The 17,927-nt window shown below is 39.9% G+C and carries 21 protein-coding genes, 1 rRNA gene and 2 other annotated features (1 of these 24 running past the window's edge); all 22 genes read left to right on the forward strand.

Translation table 11 applies throughout. From position 1 onward, the window contains the following. A 5S ribosomal RNA gene (gene rrf / locus HCJ55_RS14050) occupies window positions 1-72 on the forward strand; the annotation flags it as partial. A gap of 147 nt (window positions 73-219) precedes the next feature. After that, window positions 220-678, forward strand: a complete 459-nt coding sequence (locus HCJ55_RS10105; protein WP_003723894.1) for a CtsR family transcriptional regulator — start codon at window positions 220-222, stop codon at window positions 676-678. Between the two features lie 12 nt (window positions 679-690). Further along, the gene (locus tag HCJ55_RS10110; RefSeq protein ID WP_185518021.1) at window positions 691-1,209 is read left to right on the forward strand and encodes a UvrB/UvrC motif-containing protein; all 519 of its coding nucleotides are present in this window, start codon (window positions 691-693) and stop codon (window positions 1,207-1,209) included. Continuing rightward, window positions 1,206-2,228, forward strand: a complete 1,023-nt coding sequence (locus HCJ55_RS10115) for a protein arginine kinase (protein ID WP_185506572.1) — start codon at window positions 1,206-1,208, stop codon at window positions 2,226-2,228. The genes HCJ55_RS10110 and HCJ55_RS10115 overlap by 4 nt, the downstream gene beginning before the upstream one ends. 28 nt (window positions 2,229-2,256) lie before the next feature. Further along, complete coding sequence (locus tag HCJ55_RS10120) at window positions 2,257-4,719, forward strand: ATP-dependent Clp protease ATP-binding subunit (RefSeq protein ID WP_185502956.1); 2,463 nt, start codon at window positions 2,257-2,259, stop codon at window positions 4,717-4,719. A gap of 147 nt (window positions 4,720-4,866) precedes the next feature. Continuing rightward, window positions 4,867-6,240: a DNA repair protein RadA gene (gene radA, locus HCJ55_RS10125; RefSeq protein WP_185518023.1), complete on the forward strand. Its 1,374-nt coding sequence runs from the start codon at window positions 4,867-4,869 to the stop codon at window positions 6,238-6,240. A 130-nt stretch (window positions 6,241-6,370) separates the two neighbouring features. Continuing rightward, window positions 6,371-7,444, forward strand: a complete 1,074-nt coding sequence (locus tag HCJ55_RS10130; protein WP_008946643.1) for a PIN/TRAM domain-containing protein — start codon at window positions 6,371-6,373, stop codon at window positions 7,442-7,444. 19 nt (window positions 7,445-7,463) lie between these two features. Next, entirely contained in the window at window positions 7,464-8,162 is a 699-nt protein-coding gene (gene ispD / locus HCJ55_RS10135) for a 2-C-methyl-D-erythritol 4-phosphate cytidylyltransferase (protein WP_185518025.1), read from the forward strand. Next, window positions 8,155-8,628 carry a 2-C-methyl-D-erythritol 2,4-cyclodiphosphate synthase gene (gene ispF / locus HCJ55_RS10140; protein ID WP_185504575.1) on the forward strand — a complete coding sequence of 158 codons (474 nt, stop codon included), beginning with the start codon at window positions 8,155-8,157 and terminating at the stop codon, window positions 8,626-8,628. The genes ispD and ispF overlap by 8 nt, the downstream gene beginning before the upstream one ends. Window positions 8,629-8,646: 18 nt before the next feature. Further along, entirely contained in the window at window positions 8,647-10,122 is a 1,476-nt protein-coding gene (gltX, locus tag HCJ55_RS10145; RefSeq protein WP_185518027.1) for a glutamate--tRNA ligase, read from the forward strand. Window positions 10,123-10,224: 102 nt separating this feature from the next. Further along, window positions 10,225-10,450: a binding site (T-box leader), on the forward strand. Between the two features lie 70 nt (window positions 10,451-10,520). Beyond that, a complete protein-coding gene (epsC, locus tag HCJ55_RS10150; RefSeq protein ID WP_185504574.1) occupies window positions 10,521-11,135 on the forward strand; it encodes a serine O-acetyltransferase EpsC in 615 nt (204 codons plus the stop codon). Window positions 11,136-11,141: 6 nt separating this feature from the next. Continuing rightward, window positions 11,142-12,557, forward strand: a complete 1,416-nt coding sequence (cysS, locus tag HCJ55_RS10155) for a cysteine--tRNA ligase (protein WP_185502961.1) — start codon at window positions 11,142-11,144, stop codon at window positions 12,555-12,557. 3 nt (window positions 12,558-12,560) lie between these two features. After that, window positions 12,561-12,971 (forward strand): Mini-ribonuclease 3, encoded by a 411-nt coding sequence (locus HCJ55_RS10160; RefSeq protein ID WP_069001297.1) that lies wholly within the window; start codon window positions 12,561-12,563, stop codon window positions 12,969-12,971. Beyond that, on the forward strand, window positions 12,971-13,726 hold the full coding sequence (gene rlmB, locus HCJ55_RS10165) for a 23S rRNA (guanosine(2251)-2'-O)-methyltransferase RlmB (RefSeq protein WP_008946652.1): 756 nt from the start codon (window positions 12,971-12,973) through the stop codon (window positions 13,724-13,726). The genes HCJ55_RS10160 and rlmB overlap by 1 nt, the downstream gene beginning before the upstream one ends. Before the next feature lie 2 nt (window positions 13,727-13,728). Next, window positions 13,729-14,241, forward strand: coding sequence for an NYN domain-containing protein (locus HCJ55_RS10170; RefSeq protein ID WP_008946653.1), 513 nt, complete (start codon window positions 13,729-13,731; stop codon window positions 14,239-14,241). 80 nt (window positions 14,242-14,321) lie between these two features. Further along, entirely contained in the window at window positions 14,322-14,927 is a 606-nt protein-coding gene (locus tag HCJ55_RS10175; RefSeq protein WP_008946654.1) for an RNA polymerase factor sigma-70, read from the forward strand. A 103-nt stretch (window positions 14,928-15,030) separates the two neighbouring features. Then, a complete protein-coding gene (gene rpmG / locus HCJ55_RS10180; RefSeq protein WP_003728079.1) occupies window positions 15,031-15,180 on the forward strand; it encodes a 50S ribosomal protein L33 in 150 nt (49 codons plus the stop codon). A 19-nt stretch (window positions 15,181-15,199) separates the two neighbouring features. Then, complete coding sequence (secE, locus tag HCJ55_RS10185) at window positions 15,200-15,379, forward strand: preprotein translocase subunit SecE (protein ID WP_003726895.1); 180 nt, start codon at window positions 15,200-15,202, stop codon at window positions 15,377-15,379. 128 nt (window positions 15,380-15,507) lie between these two features. After that, window positions 15,508-16,041 carry a transcription termination/antitermination protein NusG gene (nusG, locus tag HCJ55_RS10190; RefSeq protein WP_003726896.1) on the forward strand — a complete coding sequence of 178 codons (534 nt, stop codon included), beginning with the start codon at window positions 15,508-15,510 and terminating at the stop codon, window positions 16,039-16,041. Between the two features lie 55 nt (window positions 16,042-16,096). Beyond that, complete coding sequence (locus tag HCJ55_RS10195) at window positions 16,097-16,567, forward strand: Imm63 family immunity protein (RefSeq protein WP_008946655.1); 471 nt, start codon at window positions 16,097-16,099, stop codon at window positions 16,565-16,567. Window positions 16,568-16,692: 125 nt separating this feature from the next. Beyond that, a complete protein-coding gene (rplK, locus tag HCJ55_RS10200; protein WP_003718336.1) occupies window positions 16,693-17,118 on the forward strand; it encodes a 50S ribosomal protein L11 in 426 nt (141 codons plus the stop codon). Between the two features lie 39 nt (window positions 17,119-17,157). Then, window positions 17,158-17,847 (forward strand): 50S ribosomal protein L1, encoded by a 690-nt coding sequence (gene rplA / locus HCJ55_RS10205; RefSeq protein WP_003718337.1) that lies wholly within the window; start codon window positions 17,158-17,160, stop codon window positions 17,845-17,847. Between the two features lie 48 nt (window positions 17,848-17,895). Next, window positions 17,896-17,927, forward strand: a sequence feature (ribosomal protein L10 leader region); it runs 113 nt beyond the window's last position.

Below are 17,927 nucleotides of genomic sequence, written 5' to 3' on the forward strand. Positions count from 1 at the left end.
CACGGTAGTTAAGCTTCTCCGCGCCAATGGTAGTTGGGGGCTTCCCCCTGCGAGAGTAGGTCGCTGCCGGGCAATTTGAAAAAGTCCTAATTATTTAGGGCTTTTTTTGTTTGTAAAAAAGATAAATAAATTGCTAATAGGTAGGGATATCTAGTATAATTAAAGTCAAAAATAGTCAAAGTCAGTGATTTGTAAAAAATAGAAAGGAGATTCCTTATAATGAAAAATATTTCTGATATTATAGAAGCTTATTTGAAGCAAGTCTTGGAGTCTAGTGAAGCAGTTGAAATTAAAAGAAGTGAAATTGCGGACAAGTTTGAATGTGTGCCTTCGCAAATTAACTATGTAATAAATACTAGGTTTACAATGGAACGTGGCTACATCGTTGAAAGTAAACGTGGTGGTGGCGGATATATTCGGATTATTAAAGTGAAAATGAATGATAAGCTTCAATTATTAGAAGCTATTATATCAATGGTTCATGATAAAAAGGTCTCTCAATCATTTTCTGAGGATGTCATTTTGAGATTGCTTGAAGAGGAAGTTATAACGAAGAAAGAAGCAAGACTAATGGTTGCAGCATTAGACCGTGAAGTTTTGATTTTACCTTTACCTGATAGGGATATTTTGAGAAGTAGAATTTTAGAGGCGATGTTGGTTGCTTTGAAATATGATTAAGGTGTGATGACGATGATTTGTCAAAGATGTGGGAAAAATAAGGCGGTTATTGCTTTGCAGCAATTAAATGAGGCTGGGAAAGTAGAGTCGTTGTATCTATGTGAGAATTGTGCAGCTAATGAAGCTCTTTCTTCGGAAAAAGATTTAGTTAAAGCGATGGATACTTTTAGTGAGGTTGCGCTTGATTTTTTGACGTTATTGCAAAAAGAAGAAAATGCGCAGAAAAAGGTTGTTTGTGGGAATTGTCAGCTTAGTTTTGAAGAGTTTTTACAAACGAATCGAGTGGGGTGTTCGGAGTGTTATTCGGCTTTTGAAGAGCAGTTGGTGCCGATTATCGGACGAGTTCAGAATGGTTATACAAAACATGTTGGTAAAGTGCCTGCTGAGGTTGAGCGAGCGGAAGGTGTTCAAAATGAAATCAGTCGTTTGCAGGAACAGTTAGGTCAACTAGTTAAAAATGAGGAATTTGAAGAGGCGGCGGTTATTCGTGATCAAATTAGGGCTTTGAAAGCTGGGGGTGAGGTTAAATGAAGGTATTTGAACCTCGGCTTAGTTCTTGGTTAGAGAATGCTGGTGATGACGATGATGTTGTCCTGAGTTCGCGAATTAGGCTTGCTAGAAATTTGAAGGATGAACGGTTTCCAATTTATGAGCAGAAGGAAGAAATTGTAGATAGTATAGCAGAAGTTTTTGATGATAATTTTACTTTATTTAAAATGAATCAGATTTCTCTATTGGAAAAAGCGCTTTTGGTGGAGAAGCATTTGATTAGTCCTTATATGATGAATAAGAGTGAGTTTGGTGCGGTTCTTTTAAATGAGGAAGAGAATGTTAGTATTATGTTGAATGAGGAAGATCATTTGCGGATACAGTGTATGACGCCGGGATTGCGGTTGTTTGATGCTTTAGAGGCGGCGCTGCAAATTGATGGTTATGTGGAAGAGAAATTGACTTATGCTTTTGATAGGCAGTTTGGATATTTGACGAGTTGTGTGACGAATATTGGGACTGGTATGAGGGCGTCTGTGATGGTGCATTTGCCAGGGCTTGTGACAACGAAAAGAATTAAAAGTGTGATTGAGGCGATTAGGAGCCTAGGTTTTGTGGTAAGAGGTATATACGGGGAAGGTAGCATGCCCGCAAGTAGTATTTTTCAGGTCTCGAATCAAGTGACTTTAGGTAAAACGGAGACGGAAATTGTGGAAGATTTAACGCAAGTCATGGAACAAATTATTATGCAAGAGCGTGTGGCTAGAACTACTTTGAAGCAAAAATTTCATATTGCACTGGAAGATAGAGTTTTTAGGTCATATGGATTATTGATGAATTGCCGAATTATTTCTATGAAAGAAGCGGCGGATGCTATATCGGATATACGGCTTGGTGTGGAATTAGGGTTTTTCGAGCATATTTCTCGCCAAAAAATGAATGAATTGGTACTATTTTCGCAACCAGCTTTTTTGAGAAGAGAAGCAGGGCGAGATATGGATGAATTAGAAGAGAAAGTAATACGGGCCAAAGTGATTCGCGAGATTTTGGGCGATAAATGATGAGGCTTACGATAAGGAGGAAACAACAATGATGTTTGGACGTTTTACGCAAAGAGCTCAGAAAGTACTCGCGTTGTCACAAGAAGAGGCGATGCGTTTGAATCATAGTAATTTAGGAACAGAACATATTTTATTAGGTCTTGTACGAGAAGGCGAAGGGATTGCGGCGAAAGCTCTTTATGAACTTGGGATTAGTTCGGAAAAAGTGCAGCAAGAGGTAGAGGGACTAATTGGTCATGGTGAAAAAGCTGTGACAACGATTCAATATACACCTCGCGCGAAAAAAGTAATTGAACTTTCGATGGATGAGGCTCGTAAATTAGGGCATACTTACGTTGGGACGGAACATATTTTACTTGGGCTTATTCGCGAAGGTGAAGGAGTTGCAGCGCGAGTTTTAAGTAATCTTGGCATTAGTTTAAACAAGGCGCGTCAGCAAGTTTTACAGCTTCTTGGTGGCGGAGAAGCTACGGGTGCTGGTCGCCAAACAAATACGCAAGCTACACCGACGTTAGATAGTTTAGCTCGTGATTTAACGGTTATTGCTCGGGAAGATAATTTGGATCCGGTTATTGGCCGTTCTAAAGAAATCCAACGTGTGATTGAGGTGCTTAGTCGCCGGACGAAAAACAACCCTGTACTTATTGGGGAACCTGGTGTTGGTAAAACGGCGATTGCAGAAGGCTTGGCGCAACAAATTGTTCGTAATGAAGTGCCTGAGACTTTACGAGGAAAACGTGTAATGACACTGGATATGGGGACTGTTGTCGCAGGTACAAAATATCGTGGTGAATTTGAAGACCGTTTGAAAAAAGTAATGGATGAAATTCGCCAAGCTGGTAATGTTATTCTATTTATTGATGAGTTGCATACGTTAATTGGCGCTGGTGGAGCGGAAGGTGCGATTGATGCATCGAATATCTTGAAGCCACCGCTAGCTCGTGGAGAGTTGCAATGTATTGGTGCAACGACGCTGGACGAGTATCGTAAATACATCGAAAAAGATGCTGCGCTTGAAAGACGTTTCCAACCGATTAAAGTAGATGAACCGTCTGTTGAAGAGTCTGTTCAAATTTTACATGGTTTGCGTGATCGCTATGAAGCGCATCACCGCGTTGCAATTACAGATGAGGCGCTTGAAGCAGCTGTGCGATTATCTGATCGTTATATTTCAGACCGTTTCTTACCTGATAAAGCGATTGATGTTATTGACGAAGCTGGTTCTAAAGTACGTTTGAAATCTTTTACAACACCGAAAAATGTAAAAGAAATGGAAAACAATTTATCTGATTTGAAAAAAGAAAAAGATGCGGCTGTTCAAGGGCAAGAATTTGAAAAAGCAGCGTCATTACGTGATAAAGAACAAAAACTTAAAAAATCTTTAGAAGAAACGAAAGCGAATTGGCAAGAAAAACAAGGTTTGGACCATAGTGAAGTAACGGAAGATATTGTTGCTGAAGTTGTTGCTAGTTGGACTGGGATTCCAGTTGCGAAACTGGCGGAAACAGAGACGAATAAACTTTTAAATATGGAAAAACTTTTACATGAACGTGTGATTGGGCAAGATGCAGCGGTTAAGGCTGTTTCGTTAGCTGTACGTCGAGCTCGTGCTGGTCTTAAAGATCCGAAACGTCCGATTGGGTCCTTTATTTTCCTTGGACCTACTGGGGTTGGTAAAACGGAACTTGCACGTGCACTTGCTGAGTCGATGTTTGGTGATGAAGATTCGATGATTCGTATAGATATGTCCGAGTACATGGAGAAATTCTCGACTGCTCGTTTAGTTGGGGCTCCTCCTGGTTATGTGGGGTATGAAGAAGGTGGGCAACTGACGGAAAAAGTTCGTCAAAAACCTTATTCAGTAGTCCTTTTGGATGAAATTGAAAAAGCGCATCCGGATGTATTTAATATGTTACTACAGGTTTTAGATGATGGGCGTTTGACTGATTCTAAAGGTCGTGTTGTTGATTTTAGAAATACGGTAATTATCATGACTTCCAATATTGGGGCTCAAGAAATGAAACAAGATAAATCAATGGGCTTTAATGTGGTGGATCCGATTAAAGATCATAAAGCAATGGAGCACCGCGTTTTACAAGACTTAAAACAGGCTTTCCGTCCAGAATTTATTAACCGGATTGACGAAACAATTGTGTTCCATTCGCTACAAGAAAAAGAATTGAAACAAATTGTTACGCTGTTAACTGCGCAATTAACGAAGCGCTTGGCTGAACGTGATATTCATGTGAAATTGACAGAAGGCGCGAAAGCTAAAATCGCTAAAGACGGCTACGATCCAGAATACGGAGCGCGTCCTTTGAAACGAGCTATTCAAAAAGAAGTAGAAGATATGCTTTCTGAGGAATTGCTTCGTGGCAATATTAAAGTAGGCGATTATATTGAAATTGGTGTCAAAGATGGTAAATTAGAAGTTAGAAAAAAAGCTGCTCCTAAAAAGAAAACAGCTGCTAAAAAAGTAAAAGCAAAATAAGTGAAGAGCCTTCCTTAATTGAATTTTAAGGAAGGTTTTTTGTGTAAAATGTGGGATTTTGGCTGAAAACACGAATTTGGCGAAAAGGGTTAACGCGAACAGATGATCTGTGGTAAAATGAAGCATATGTATGGAGGGATGTAAAAAATGGCTAAAGCAAAAAGGACGACCAAATTTGTGTGTCAGGCATGTGGGTATGAATCGGCAAAATGGATGGGGAAATGTCCGAATTGTAATGAGTGGAATCAGATGGTGGAAGCATTAGAACCATCGAAGAAATCGCGCTCAGCTTTTAATCATACAGGAGAGCCTTCGAAAGCGACTCAGATTACACAAATAGCAAGTGAAGTAGAAAAACGTGTTGAAACAAATATGCCAGAATTAAATCGAGTTTTAGGTGGCGGTGTAGTTCCGGGATCTATGGTACTCGTTGGAGGAGACCCTGGTATCGGGAAGTCTACTTTATTATTACAAGTATCGGCGCAACTTACACTTACAAATAAAAAAGTACTATATATTTCTGGGGAAGAATCTATTAAGCAAACGAAACTTCGTGCAGAACGATTGCAAGTTTCTGGGGATAATTTATACGTTTATGCAGAAACGAATTTAGAAGCTGTTCAGGAAACAATTGATTTTGTGAAGCCTGATTTTGTTGTAATTGACTCAATCCAGACAGTTTATCATCCGGATGTTACGAGTGCGGCGGGGAGCGTTTCGCAAGTTAGGGAATGTACAGCAGCATTGATGCGAATTGCTAAAATGCAAAATATTGCTATCTTTATTGTAGGGCACGTAACAAAAGAAGGGGCGATTGCGGGGCCGCGTCTACTTGAACATATGGTAGATACTGTGCTTTATTTTGAAGGAGAACGTCACCATGCTTACCGGATTTTGCGTGCAGTGAAAAACCGTTTTGGCTCAACGAACGAAATGGGTATTTTTGAAATGCGGGATGTTGGGCTTGTCGAAGTTGCCAATCCATCCGAAGTTTTCTTGGAAGAACGTCTTGAAGGTGCATCAGGTTCAACAGTCGTAGCATCGATGGAAGGGACGCGTCCGGTTCTTGTGGAAATTCAGGCGCTAGTTTCACCGACAATGTTTGGGAATGCAAAACGAATGGCGACTGGAATCGACTATAATAAAGTATCGCTAATTATGGCTGTTTTAGAAAAACGAGTCGGATTGATGCTACAAAATCAAGATGCTTATTTAAAAGCGGCTGGTGGAGTGAAGTTAGATGAGCCAGCAGTGGATTTGGCTGTTGCAGTGAGTGTGGCATCTAGTTATCGTGACAAACCAACGAAAAGCACGGATTGTTTTATTGGAGAACTCGGACTTACTGGGGAAATTCGACGTGTGGCAAGAATTGAGCAACGCGTGCAAGAAGCAGCAAAACTTGGCTTTAAACGAATTTTTATTCCTAAAAATAACGAGGGAACTTGGAAAATACCAAAAGATGTACAAGTAGTTGGTGTAGAAACAATTGGAGAGGCTTTGAAGAAAGCTTTACCGAACTGAAAATAAATACTTGCGGGATTCCGTGAGTACTATTTGCGGTATAGTCTTTTAATAGTGTAAAATAGTGCTATATGTATATTGGTAATAGCCCGATTATATATAAATGAAAAATGAGAAAGGAGGAAACTAAATGCTTACATGGGTAATTCGAGTGTGTTTTTTAATTCTAGGTGGGACAACGGGAGTCTTTTCGCTGCCAACACTTTGGGTGAAGCTTGGAATAGGACACATTTTGCTAATTAATAATCCTTATACTGATGCTCTGATTGGTGCACTTATATTTTATCTTATTACTTTTTGGGCGGTGAAATATGTAGAAGCCGCACTTAATTGGTTAGAGGAAAAGTTAGCTAAAATTGCTATTGCAACTCTTGTTTATGGGGGACTTGGTTTATTTGTAGGATTAGTAATTGCATTTTTCGCGAGCAATGCGCTAAGTCAAACGAATATTCCGCTTTTAAATTCTGTAGTACCAGTTATTTTAACGTTAGTGCTAGGTTATTTAGGGTTCCGTATTGGAATCAGTCGTCGCAATGAATTTGGAAATTTTGTCAATAACAGAAATGCTAAGAAAAAAACACCGGAAGAAGAGCAATCGGAAGAAAAATCTAAGAAAACATACAAAATTTTGGATACGAGTGTTATTATCGATGGTCGTATTGCAGATATTTTAACTACTGGATTTTTAGATGGAACGGTTGTTATTCCATTGTTTGTATTAGCTGAACTGCAGCATATTGCGGATTCATCGGATACACTTAAACGAACAAGAGGGCGTCGTGGATTAGATATTTTGAATCGCATCCAAAAAGAAGACGCTATTCAAGTGGAAATGTATGAAGGTGATTTTGAAGATACGCCAGAAGTTGATAGTAAACTTGTTAAACTTGCTAAAGTAATGGGCGGGATTGTTGTAACAAATGATTATAATTTAAACAAAGTATGTGAGTTCCAGAATGTACCAGTTTTAAATATTAATGATTTGGCCAATGCTGTGAAGCCTGTTGTTTTACCAGGAGAGAAAATGACTGTTCTTATGGTGAAAGATGGTAAGGAGCACAATCAAGGCGTTGCATATTTAGACGATGGAACGATGATTGTTGTGGAAGATGGTCGTAAATTTATTAATGAAACAATCCAAGTTGAAGTAACGAGTGTACTTCAAACATCAGCGGGAAGAATGATTTTTGCTAAACCATCCTGATTAGAAGGGGGAAATAAGCATGAATTATGAGTTGGTTTTTTTAGCGGCAGGTCAAGGGAAGCGTATGAATGCCCAGAAGAATAAAATGTGGCTAGATCTAGTTGGTGAACCGATTTTTATTCATGCCCTGCGTCCTTTTTTAGCGGATAATCGTTGTTCTAAAGTGATTGTTGTGTGTCAAGAAGAGGAAAGAAAGCATGTAAAGAAATTAATGAGTCAGCTACATGTTGCTGAGCAGCGAATTGAGATTGTGAAAGGCGGAAGTGAGCGCCAATATAGTGTAGCGGCGGGGCTGGAACGTTGTGGAATAGAGAGTGTCGTGTTGGTGCATGATGGGGCAAGACCGTTTGTTACTGTTGATATCATTGATCGATTGCTAGCTGGCGTGAAGCAAAATAAAGCCGCAATTTGTGCAGTGAAAGTGAAAGATACGGTTAAACGAGTTGTGAATGACGTCGTTCAAGAAACAGTTGACCGAGAAAATCTTTGGCAAATTCAAACACCGCAAGCTTTTGAACTGCACATTTTACAGGAAGCACATCAGCTTGCTCGAAAAGAACAATTTTTAGGGACGGATGAAGCTAGTTTGGTGGAGCGAATCCCTTGTCCGGTTGCTATTGTCCAAGGAAGCTATTATAATATTAAGCTGACAACTCCTGAAGATATGCCGCTTGCAAAGGCGATTTTAGGAGAACTTGGAGGGAAAGTAAATGATTAGAATTGGCCAAGGTTATGATGTACATAAACTTGCCTATGACCGAGAGCTGATTATCGGCGGGGTTAAAATTCCTTATGAAAAAGGTTTGCTTGGCCATAGCGATGCAGATGTGCTACTTCATGCTATAACTGATGCTATTATTGGGGCAATTGGGGCCGGAGATATTGGTCATTTTTTCCCGGATACAGATATGACTTTTAAAGACGCGGACTCAGCGGAGTTACTTACTGAGATTTGGCAGAAAGTAGAGGCGGATGGTTTTCGTCTTGGGAATTTAGACGCTACTATTATTGCTGAAAAACCTAAAATGGCGCCATATGTAACCCAAATGAAGCTGAGAATTGCGGAGTTGCTACATGCGGATCCGACGCAAGTGAATGTAAAAGCAACGACAACAGAGAAATTAGGATTTACTGGTAGAGAAGAGGGAATCGCGAGTCTTGCGGTTGTCTTACTTGAAAAATAATTGAAGGAGTGAATAATTGTGAGTGAAACAAAACGAGTACGTGTGCGTTATGCGCCAAGTCCAACTGGATTTTTGCATATTGGGAATGCGCGTACTGCCTTATTTAACTATTTATTTGCAAGACATAATGATGGAGATTTTATCATTAGAATTGAAGACACGGATGCTAAGCGTAACATAGCTGATGGTGAAGAAAGTCAAATGACAAACTTGAAATGGCTTGGTATGGACTGGGATGAAGGTGTTGATGTTCCTGGGAAATACGGACCTTACCGTCAATCCGAACGTCAATCTATTTATGAGCCGCTAATTCAAGAACTTTTGGACAAAGATTTGGCATATAAATGTTATTGTACAGAAGAAGAATTAGATGCAGAACGTGAAAAACAAAAAGCAAATGGCGAAATGCCACGTTATAGCGGGAAATGTCGTCATTTAACAAAAGAACAACAAGTTGAAAAAGAAGCGCAAGGCTTTAAACCGAGCATTCGTTTCAAAGTACCAGCGAATGAAACAATTACTTTTAACGATATGGTAAAAGATGATGTTTCTTTTGAGTCAAATGGTATTGGTGATTTTGTTATTGCGAAAAAAGACGGAATTCCGACGTATAACTTTGCTGTAGCAGTGGATGACCATTTGATGGAAATCTCGCATGTTCTTCGCGGGGATGACCACATTTCGAATACACCGAAACAAATTATGATTTACAATGCTTTTGGCTGGGAACCACCAATTTTCGGTCATATGACGCTGATTGTCAATGAAAGTAGACGTAAATTAAGTAAACGTGATGGCTCGATTATTCAATTTATCGAACAATATCGTGACTTAGGATATTTACCAGAAGCGTTATTTAACTTTATCGCTATGCTTGGTTGGTCTCCTGAAGGGGAAGAAGAAATTTTCTCTAAAGAAGAGTTCATTAAGATGTTTGATCCGAAGCGTTTATCTAAATCACCAGCATTATTCGATAATGTTAAATTGACTTGGGTGAATAACCAATACGTGAAAAAATTACCGCTAAATGATGTCGTAGAGCTTTCTTTACCTCATTTACAAAAAGCGGGCGTTGTTTCTGCAGAGCTAGATCAAGCAGAACTTGACTGGGTGCACAAATTAGTTTCACTTTATCATGAACAAATGAGTTATGGTGCTGAAATTGTGCTACTTTCAGAAATGTTCTTTGCGGATGCGGAGTCGATTACTTTTGATGAAGAAGAAACAGCAGTTCTGGCTGAAGAAACAGTGCCAACCGTTATTTCGGCTTTCAAAAAAGAGTTAGAAGCACTGGAAGTTCTTGAAGCTGCGGAAGTTAAAGCGGCAATCAAGCGTGTCCAAAAAGAAACTGGCGTAAAAGGAAAAGGTTTGTTTATGCCAATTCGTATTGTGACAACTGGTGAAATGCATGGTCCGGAATTACCGCTTGCAATTGAGGTTCTTGGCCTTGAAAAAGTGCTTAATCGTTTGGATACATGGTTGAAAAATAATTAATTTTAAAGGGAAGTGTCTCGGCTATTTGCGGGGCACTTTTTTATTTTGATATATTTCAGTTGCAAGGAATTTTATTGCTGTTATAATAGAACTAAATATACGGAAAAAGTGCTGATGGGAAGAAGTACGGAATTCTAAGCTTGAAGAGAGAGTCGCCGCGGCTGGAAGCGACTTAGCTGAACACTCCTGAAATGCCTCCCTGAATTCTGATGGGAAATTTAGTATCATCAGACGAAATGTGGGTCGTTAACCCCACCCCTAGAGTTGGAGTGTCTGCTATAATTAGCAATGCTCAAGTCAGAGTGGAACCGCGCAAAGCGTCTCTGTATCGGAGGGGCTTTTTTTGTTGGTTTAGGTTCCAATAAAAAATGTACAAACTTGAATAAGGAGGCAACAAAATGCCAACTCGCTTAAAAGAAGATATTACAACAATTATAAAGAATGACCCTGCGACGAAGAGTTTTTTTGATGCTTTTTTAACGAATCCAGGATTGCATGCACTTTGGTGGCATCGTGTGGCGAACTTTTTTTATCGTCATAAAATGGTTTTGTTGGGAAAAGTATTAGCGCAGACCGCTCGTTTCTGGACTAATATAGAGATTCATCCAGGCGCAACTATTGGTAGAAGGCTTTTTATTGATCATGGTGCAGGGATTGTTATTGGAGAAACTGCAGAAATTGGTGAAGATGTAACGATATTCCACGGGGTTACGCTCGGTGGGACTGGGAAAGACTGCGGGAAACGCCATCCAACTGTCGGTGACGGGGCGCTCGTTTCGGCGGGGGCAAAAGTACTTGGGCCGGTAGAAATTGGAGCAGGCGCGCGTATTGGTGCGGGAGCTGTTGTTTTAAAAGACGTGCCACCTGGTGCAACGGTTGTCGGGATTCCGGCGAAGGTTGTTCGGTTGAATGGGCGTACGGTAGGGCATGCGGTTCCTAAAATGGATGAATTAACATTACGAATTGCGGAATTAGAAAATATAGTAGAAAAACTTTTAAAGGAAAAGGAGTAGATCTGATTGTCGATACAAATTTTTAATACGTTAAAACGAGAGAAAGAGCCTTTTAAACCGCTCAAAGATGGCGAAGTGAAAATGTATGTTTGTGGACCAACTGTTTACAATTATATTCATATCGGAAATGCGCGACCAATCATCGTTTTCGATACGGTTCGACGTTATTTTACGTACCGTGGCTACGATGTGAAATTCGTGTCTAATTTTACTGACGTGGATGATAAATTGATTCGTGCGGCTAATGAACTGAAATTGACTGTTCCGGAAGTAGCGGACCGCTTTATTGGTGCTTATTTTGATGATGTGGATCAGCTGAATGTGGCGAAAGCGACTGTGAATCCGCGTGTGACAGAAAATATGGACGAAATTATTCAAATGATCAGTACGCTAATCGAAAAAGGTTATGCTTACGAGTCGGCTGGTGATGTATATTTCCGGACGAAGGAATTCAAAGATTACGGCAAACTATCTGGACAAGCATTATCGGAACTACAGCACGGGGCTCGGGTTGAATATAATGAGCGTAAGCAAGATGAACTTGATTTCACCCTTTGGAAAGCTGCAAAGCCGGGCGAGATTTTTTGGGAAAGTCCATTTGGGAATGGTCGTCCGGGTTGGCATATTGAATGCTCGGCGCTGGCGAAAAAATATCTCGGTGAGACGATTGATATTCATGCGGGCGGGCAAGATTTAGTATTCCCTCACCATGAGGATGAGATTGCTCAATCCGAAGCGGCAACAGGGAAAACATTCGCGAACTACTGGATGCATAATGCCTTTTTAAATATTGATGGGGAAAAAATGTCCAAATCGCTCGGGAATTTTATTACGCTGCATGATGTGCTAAAAGACAATGATCCAAATGTGATTCGGTTCTTCATGTTATCGGTGCATTATCGGAAGCCGATTACGCTGAATGATGCGATTTTGGAGGATGCGAAAAATGGGCTGGAGCGGTTAATGATTGCGTATCAAAACATTGACCACCGTATTCAAACGGATGACGGTGAATATGTGGAAGAAACGCATGAGGACGAGTGGTTAGAGCAACTGACTGAATTAAAACAAGCTTTTGAAGATGATATGGATGATGATTTCAATACAGCGAATGCCATTACAACTTTCCACGAACTTGCGAAACGTGCTAATATTTATCTGGCAAAAGAAACGGTTTCTGTTAATGTGTTGCGAGAATTTTTAAGTATGATGCGTTTATTCGCGGAAGTATTAGGCTTGAAATTAGAAAATACGCAAACGGATTCGTTGGATGATAGCGAAGTAGAGGCGCTAATTGAAGAACGTCTGCAAGCGCGAAATGAACGCAATTTTGCACGAGCTGATGAAATTCGAGACATTTTGAAAGAAAAAAATATTATTTTGGAAGACACTGCGCAAGGCACGCGGTTTAGACGGGGGTAAATCATGGCAGAAGTGAAAGAATACAAACAATTGAATGGTCTCGCGCTTGCTTACATGGGTGATGCGGTGTACGAAAAATTTATCCGCGAATATTTACTTGCAGCAGGGAAAACCAAACCGAACCAATTGCATAAAACGGCGACAAAATTTGTTTCTGCAAAAGGGCAAGCGGTGGCGCTAAAAGCTATGATTGCGGAAGGCTTTTTGACAGAGGAAGAAGACCGAATTGCTAAACGCGGGCGAAATGCCAAGTCGTATACAGTGCCTAAAAACACGGATCCAGGAACATACAGCATGTCTACTTCTTTTGAAGCGGTTCTCGGCTATCTTTATTTAGCAGGTGAGATGGATAGACTTCAAGAATGGATGGAAAAGGCGCTTGAAATAGTAGAAAAAGGAGTGGAAAACAACTAATGGAACAAGAAAATGAGCAAGAGTGGATTGGCGGGAGAAACCCTGTCCTTGAAGTGTTAAGATCTGATCGAGATATCCATAAAATATACGTACAAGAAGGTTCGCAAAAAGGTGTTTTGAAACAAGTGTTAGCTTTGGCGAAAGAACGTAAAATCCAGGTTCAATTTGTACCAAAACAAAAAATCGAAAAAGTAGTAAGCGGCGCGCATCAAGGTGTTGCAGCACAGGTTGCGGCGTATCAATATGCGGAACTCGATGATTTATTCGCAGCAGCTGAAGCGAAAGATGAAATGCCATTTTTCATTATTTTAGATGAACTAGAAGATCCGCATAACTTAGGGTCGATTATGCGTACGGCGGATTCTGTTGGCGCACACGGGATTATTATTCCGAAACGCCGCTCAGTGGGATTAACGCAAACCGTAGCAAAAGCTAGTACTGGCGCGATGGAGTATGTTCCAGTAGTTCGTGTCACGAATATGGTGCGGACAATGGAAGAATTGCAAAAGCGTGGACTTTGGATTTTCGGTACTGATGCGAAGGGGAGCAGCGATTACCGGACGATGGACGTGGATATGCCGCTTGCAATTGTTATTGGTAGTGAAGGTTTCGGAATGAGCCGTTTAGTTCGCGAAAAATGCGATTTTCTTGTTCATTTACCAATGCGTGGAAAAGTTACATCACTTAATGCTTCTGTTGCAGCGAGTTTGTTACTTTATGAAGTTTATCGGAAACGTTTCCCTCTGGAGAAATAAAGATGGAACAAATTCTGCTTGTTGACGGGTATAATGTGATTGGGGCTTGGCCGGAATTAAGTTATTTGAAAGATCGTGATTTGGAAGCGGCGAGAGATAAGCTGGTTGAATGGATGGCGGAGTATCAAAGTTATACGGGATACCGGGTTGTGGTCGTTTTTGATGCACAGTTTGTCCGAGGTGTGAAGCGGAAAAGCAAGAAATATCAAGTCGAAGTAGTTTTTACACATGAGGACGAAACGGCGGATGAATACATTGAACAAAAAGCAATTGAATGGAAAAATGTGCGGACGCAAATTATGGTAGCAACATCTGATTATACAGAACAGTGGGCTATTTTTGGACAAGGAGCGTTACGGATTTCTTCCCGTGAACTACTTTTTGAAATTCAGGAAATGAGCAAACAAATCGGTCAGAAAATCAAGCGAATTCAGGAAGAAATGCCAAAATCAAACCTTAATCTAGATTCTGATGTTATTTCACAGCTTGAAAAGTGGAGAAGAGGCGAGGAGTAAGGGATTGACGGTAAGTTTCTAACTATGTATAATGGAGCAACCATGGAAGAAATCCTGTCGTAAAGGAGCCGATTAGCCCAGTGGATAATTCAGTGAATCAGGAAGAAATGACGATGCTCGAACTAGCGAGAAGCGGTGATACAGAAGCGCTAGAATATTTTTTCAGTAAGTATCAGTCAGTTATTTACTGGAAATCAACCCAGTATTTTCTGCAAGGTGCTGAGCGGGATGATTTAATCCAAGAAGCGATGATTGGTCTTTTCAAAGCGATTCGTGATTATGACAAAACCAAAGAAGCTTCTTTTCGATCTTTTGCAGAAATGTGTATTAATAGGCAGCTTCTTTCGGCAGTTAAGCGGGCATCTAGACAGAAGAATATTCCACTTAATAATTCTGTTTCACTCGATACGCCAATGGCCGAAGATGATGTGGACTGGACTTTACTGGATGTTATTTCCGAAAAAGCCGCCGAAACACCAGAAGACTTTTTAATCAAAAACGAGGATTTAACGCATGTAGCACGCCAACTAGAACAAGTCACAAGCGAATTTGAAAAAGAAGTATTAAAACAATATTTAGAAGGCAAGAGCTATCAAGAAATGGCGGTTTTCTTCAATAAAAAAGAGAAAGCAATCGACAATGCTCTGCAACGCGTCAAAAAGAAAATGATGAAACAGCTAGAATGAAAAAACAATTGACTAGCTAAGAGCCAAATGTTATATTTATATGGATGAAATGTGCCTATTTTTTGGCATGGCATATTTAATGATTGCGGAGTTGAGATAATTTATGAAGAAGAAAACATCCCTCGCTTGTTCTGAGTGTGGTTCAAGAAACTATACGGTCAATGTTAGCGGGACGCAGAAAGAAACTCGCTTAGAAGTGAAGAAATTCTGCCGACACTGCAATAAACATACATTACATCGAGAAACAAAATAGACGATATGGAGGTTTTGGTATGTCTGCAATAGCAAGATTCTTTCGGAATGTTTCGTCCGAAATGCACAAAGTTACGTGGCCAACTAGAAAAGAACTTTTAACATACACAGTAACAGTAGTTATTACAGTAGTTTTATTTGCTCTATTCTTTATGTTAATTGATTTCGGTATCGAACAAATTATTAAACTTATCGTGTAGTGCTAGGAATTTTACAAAGATAATGATATACTATTACTTGAGACAAAACCCGTACAACTTTCGGGTTTTTTATTTTGGATTATACTAAAAGGAGGATGGCGGCAAAATAGGATGCTGCCAACTAAACAATGGAAAAAAATTGGTATGTAGTTCATACTTACTCCGGTTATGAAAATAAAGTCAAAGCAAACTTAGAAAAACGTGTAGAATCAATGGGCATGTCAGATAAAATCTTCCGCGTAATCGTACCGGAAGAAGAAGAAACAGAAGTAAAAAATGGTAAAACGAAAACAATCAAACGTAAAGTTTTCCCTGGTTATGTATTAGTAGAAATCGTTATGACAGACGATTCTTGGTACGTAGTTCGTAATACTCCAGGTGTTACAGGTTTCGTTGGTTCAGCTGGTTCAGGCTCAAAACCAACACCATTACTTCCAGAAGAAGCAGACCGTATTCTTAAAAGCATGGGCATGGTTGAAAAACGTGCAGAAGCTGACTTTGAAATCGGCGAAACAGTTATGGTCAAAGAAGGACCATTCGCTGACTTCTCTGGTAAAGTGGACGAAATGGACAACGACAAAGGTAAAGCGAAAGTCATGGTTAACATGTTCGGACGTGAAACGCCAGTCGAAGTTGATTTCAACCAAATCGAAAAACTTTAAAACTTGCAACCTCTACATTTATTTGTGGAGGTTGTTTTGTTAGGGAGGCGACAAAATGGACAAAGCAAAACAGATTTATTTGGAGTTTAAACGGGAAGCGGATTTTTTAGAGCTAGATTTCCCTTTATTTCTAGGTGATGGTCCAGGTTTCGGCGAACTTTGTATGGATTATAGTGAACGAAATGGCTACATGCTCTATGGTTATGAACGCGGCAACCGTAATAGCGAGTTTAACACCACGGATTTAGAAGAGTTTAAATATGAAGTTTTTCTGCATATTTGCTGGTACATGGGCATGGAATTTGAACTGCGCCATCGCAAAGAAGATATCGAACGAGACGATAACATTTTAGAAGCAGATACCCGGAAAATCGCTTTTGAAAAAACATTACAATTACTAAAAACGGTAAATCCAGCGTGGGTCGATAAGGCAGCACTGGGCTACACGGCCTATTTGAACTTATGGCGCAAAAATAAAAATGTTTATTTCGATAAAGAAACCATGCAGTTTAAAGTAAATTCATAAAAAATCTTGCAACTAAACATTTAAAATGGTATCATATATAAGTACGTTTTTGACGTATGTTTTAACGTGGGAGGGGAAATATCAGCCCCAGTCAACCACATCACGGACTTAAGGAGGTATGTCTCGTGGCAAAAAAAGTGATTAAAGAAGTTAAACTTCAAATTCCAGCAGGTAAAGCAAATCCTGCACCTCCAGTTGGACCTGCATTAGGTCAAGCTGGCGTAAACATCATGGGATTCTGTAAAGAGTTTAATGCTCGCACAGCCGATCAAGCTGGTCTTATTATTCCTGTTGTGATCACTGTATTTGAAGACCGTTCGTTTACGTTCATCACTAAAACTCCACCAGCAGCTGTATTACTTAAAAAAGCAGCTAAAGTGGAAAAAGGATCCGGTGAACCAAACAAAACAAAAGTTGCATCTGTAACTCGCGCTCAAGTACAGGAAATTGCTGAAACAAAAATGCCAGACCTTAACGCTGCAAATGTTGAATCTGCAATGCTAATGGTTGAAGGTACTGCACGTTCTATGGGTATCACTATCCAAGATTAATCGTGTGTTTCACAATTTGACAATTAAGGAGGAAAAGAAATGGCTAAAAAAGGCAAAAAGTATCAAGATGCTTTAAAACAAATTGATGCAAATAAAGTTTACACTGCAGAAGAAGCAGTTGAACTTGCTAAAAAAATTGACTTCGCTAAATTCGATGCAACTGTTGAAGTAGCATTCCGTCTTGGCGTTGACCCTAAAAAAGCGGACCAACAAATCCGTGGTGCTGTTGTATTACCAAACGGTACTGGTAAAACTCAACGCGTATTAGTATTCGCAAAAGGTGAAAAAGCTAAAGAAGCTGAGGCTGCTGGAGCTGATTACGTTGGTGAATCTGAATTCGTTGAAAAAATCAACCAAGGTTGGTTTGACTTTGACGTTATCGTTGCTACACCTGACATGATGGGGGAAGTTGGTAAATTAGGCCGTGTCCTTGGACCAAAAGGTTTAATGCCAAACCCTAAAACTGGTACAGTAACTATGGACGTAACTAAAGCAGTTAACGAAATTAAAGCTGGTAAAGTAGAATACCGTGTTGATAAAGCTGGTAATGTCCACGCTGCAATCGGTAAAGTATCTTTTGATGCTGCTAAACTAGTAGAAAACTTCCGTACTGTGAATGACGTTCTACAAAAAGCAAAACCTGCTGCTGCGAAAGGTACTTACGTGAAAAATCTTTCTGTAACTACTACTTTCGGACCTGGAATCCAAGTTGACCCAGCTAGCTTATAAAATTTAACTTGACCAGTCTCTTCTATTTTGATAAGATAGGCTAGTTGAAACAATCAAATATCCTTACCGTAGACAGTTGG

The sequence above is a fragment of the Listeria marthii genome (assembly GCF_014227425.1).
Taxonomy (GTDB): Bacteria; Bacillota; Bacilli; order Lactobacillales; family Listeriaceae; genus Listeria; species Listeria marthii.

Excerpts from the sequence above, each read along its gene's own strand:
- epsC (WP_185504574.1), top strand. The coding sequence starts at position 10,521 with ATGCCAACTCGCTTAAAAGAAGATATTACAACAATTATAAAGAATGAC.
- HCJ55_RS10120 (WP_185502956.1), top strand. The coding sequence starts at position 2,257 with ATGATGTTTGGACGTTTTACGCAAAGAGCTCAGAAAGTACTCGCGTTG.
- rlmB (WP_008946652.1), top strand. The coding sequence starts at position 12,971 with ATGGAACAAGAAAATGAGCAAGAGTGGATTGGCGGGAGAAACCCTGTC.
- HCJ55_RS10195 (WP_008946655.1), top strand. The coding sequence starts at position 16,097 with ATGGACAAAGCAAAACAGATTTATTTGGAGTTTAAACGGGAAGCGGAT.
- HCJ55_RS10170 (WP_008946653.1), top strand. The coding sequence starts at position 13,729 with ATGGAACAAATTCTGCTTGTTGACGGGTATAATGTGATTGGGGCTTGG.
- rpmG (WP_003728079.1), top strand. The coding sequence starts at position 15,031 with ATGAAGAAGAAAACATCCCTCGCTTGTTCTGAGTGTGGTTCAAGAAAC.
- rplA (WP_003718337.1), top strand. The coding sequence starts at position 17,158 with ATGGCTAAAAAAGGCAAAAAGTATCAAGATGCTTTAAAACAAATTGAT.
- radA (WP_185518023.1), top strand. The coding sequence starts at position 4,867 with ATGGCTAAAGCAAAAAGGACGACCAAATTTGTGTGTCAGGCATGTGGG.
- secE (WP_003726895.1), top strand. The coding sequence starts at position 15,200 with ATGTCTGCAATAGCAAGATTCTTTCGGAATGTTTCGTCCGAAATGCAC.
- HCJ55_RS10130 (WP_008946643.1), top strand. The coding sequence starts at position 6,371 with ATGCTTACATGGGTAATTCGAGTGTGTTTTTTAATTCTAGGTGGGACA.
- HCJ55_RS10115 (WP_185506572.1), top strand. The coding sequence starts at position 1,206 with ATGAAGGTATTTGAACCTCGGCTTAGTTCTTGGTTAGAGAATGCTGGT.
- ispF (WP_185504575.1), top strand. The coding sequence starts at position 8,155 with ATGATTAGAATTGGCCAAGGTTATGATGTACATAAACTTGCCTATGAC.
- nusG (WP_003726896.1), top strand. The coding sequence starts at position 15,508 with ATGGAAAAAAATTGGTATGTAGTTCATACTTACTCCGGTTATGAAAAT.
- HCJ55_RS10160 (WP_069001297.1), top strand. The coding sequence starts at position 12,561 with ATGGCAGAAGTGAAAGAATACAAACAATTGAATGGTCTCGCGCTTGCT.
- ispD (WP_185518025.1), top strand. The coding sequence starts at position 7,464 with ATGAATTATGAGTTGGTTTTTTTAGCGGCAGGTCAAGGGAAGCGTATG.
- HCJ55_RS10105 (WP_003723894.1), top strand. The coding sequence starts at position 220 with ATGAAAAATATTTCTGATATTATAGAAGCTTATTTGAAGCAAGTCTTG.
- HCJ55_RS10110 (WP_185518021.1), top strand. The coding sequence starts at position 691 with ATGATTTGTCAAAGATGTGGGAAAAATAAGGCGGTTATTGCTTTGCAG.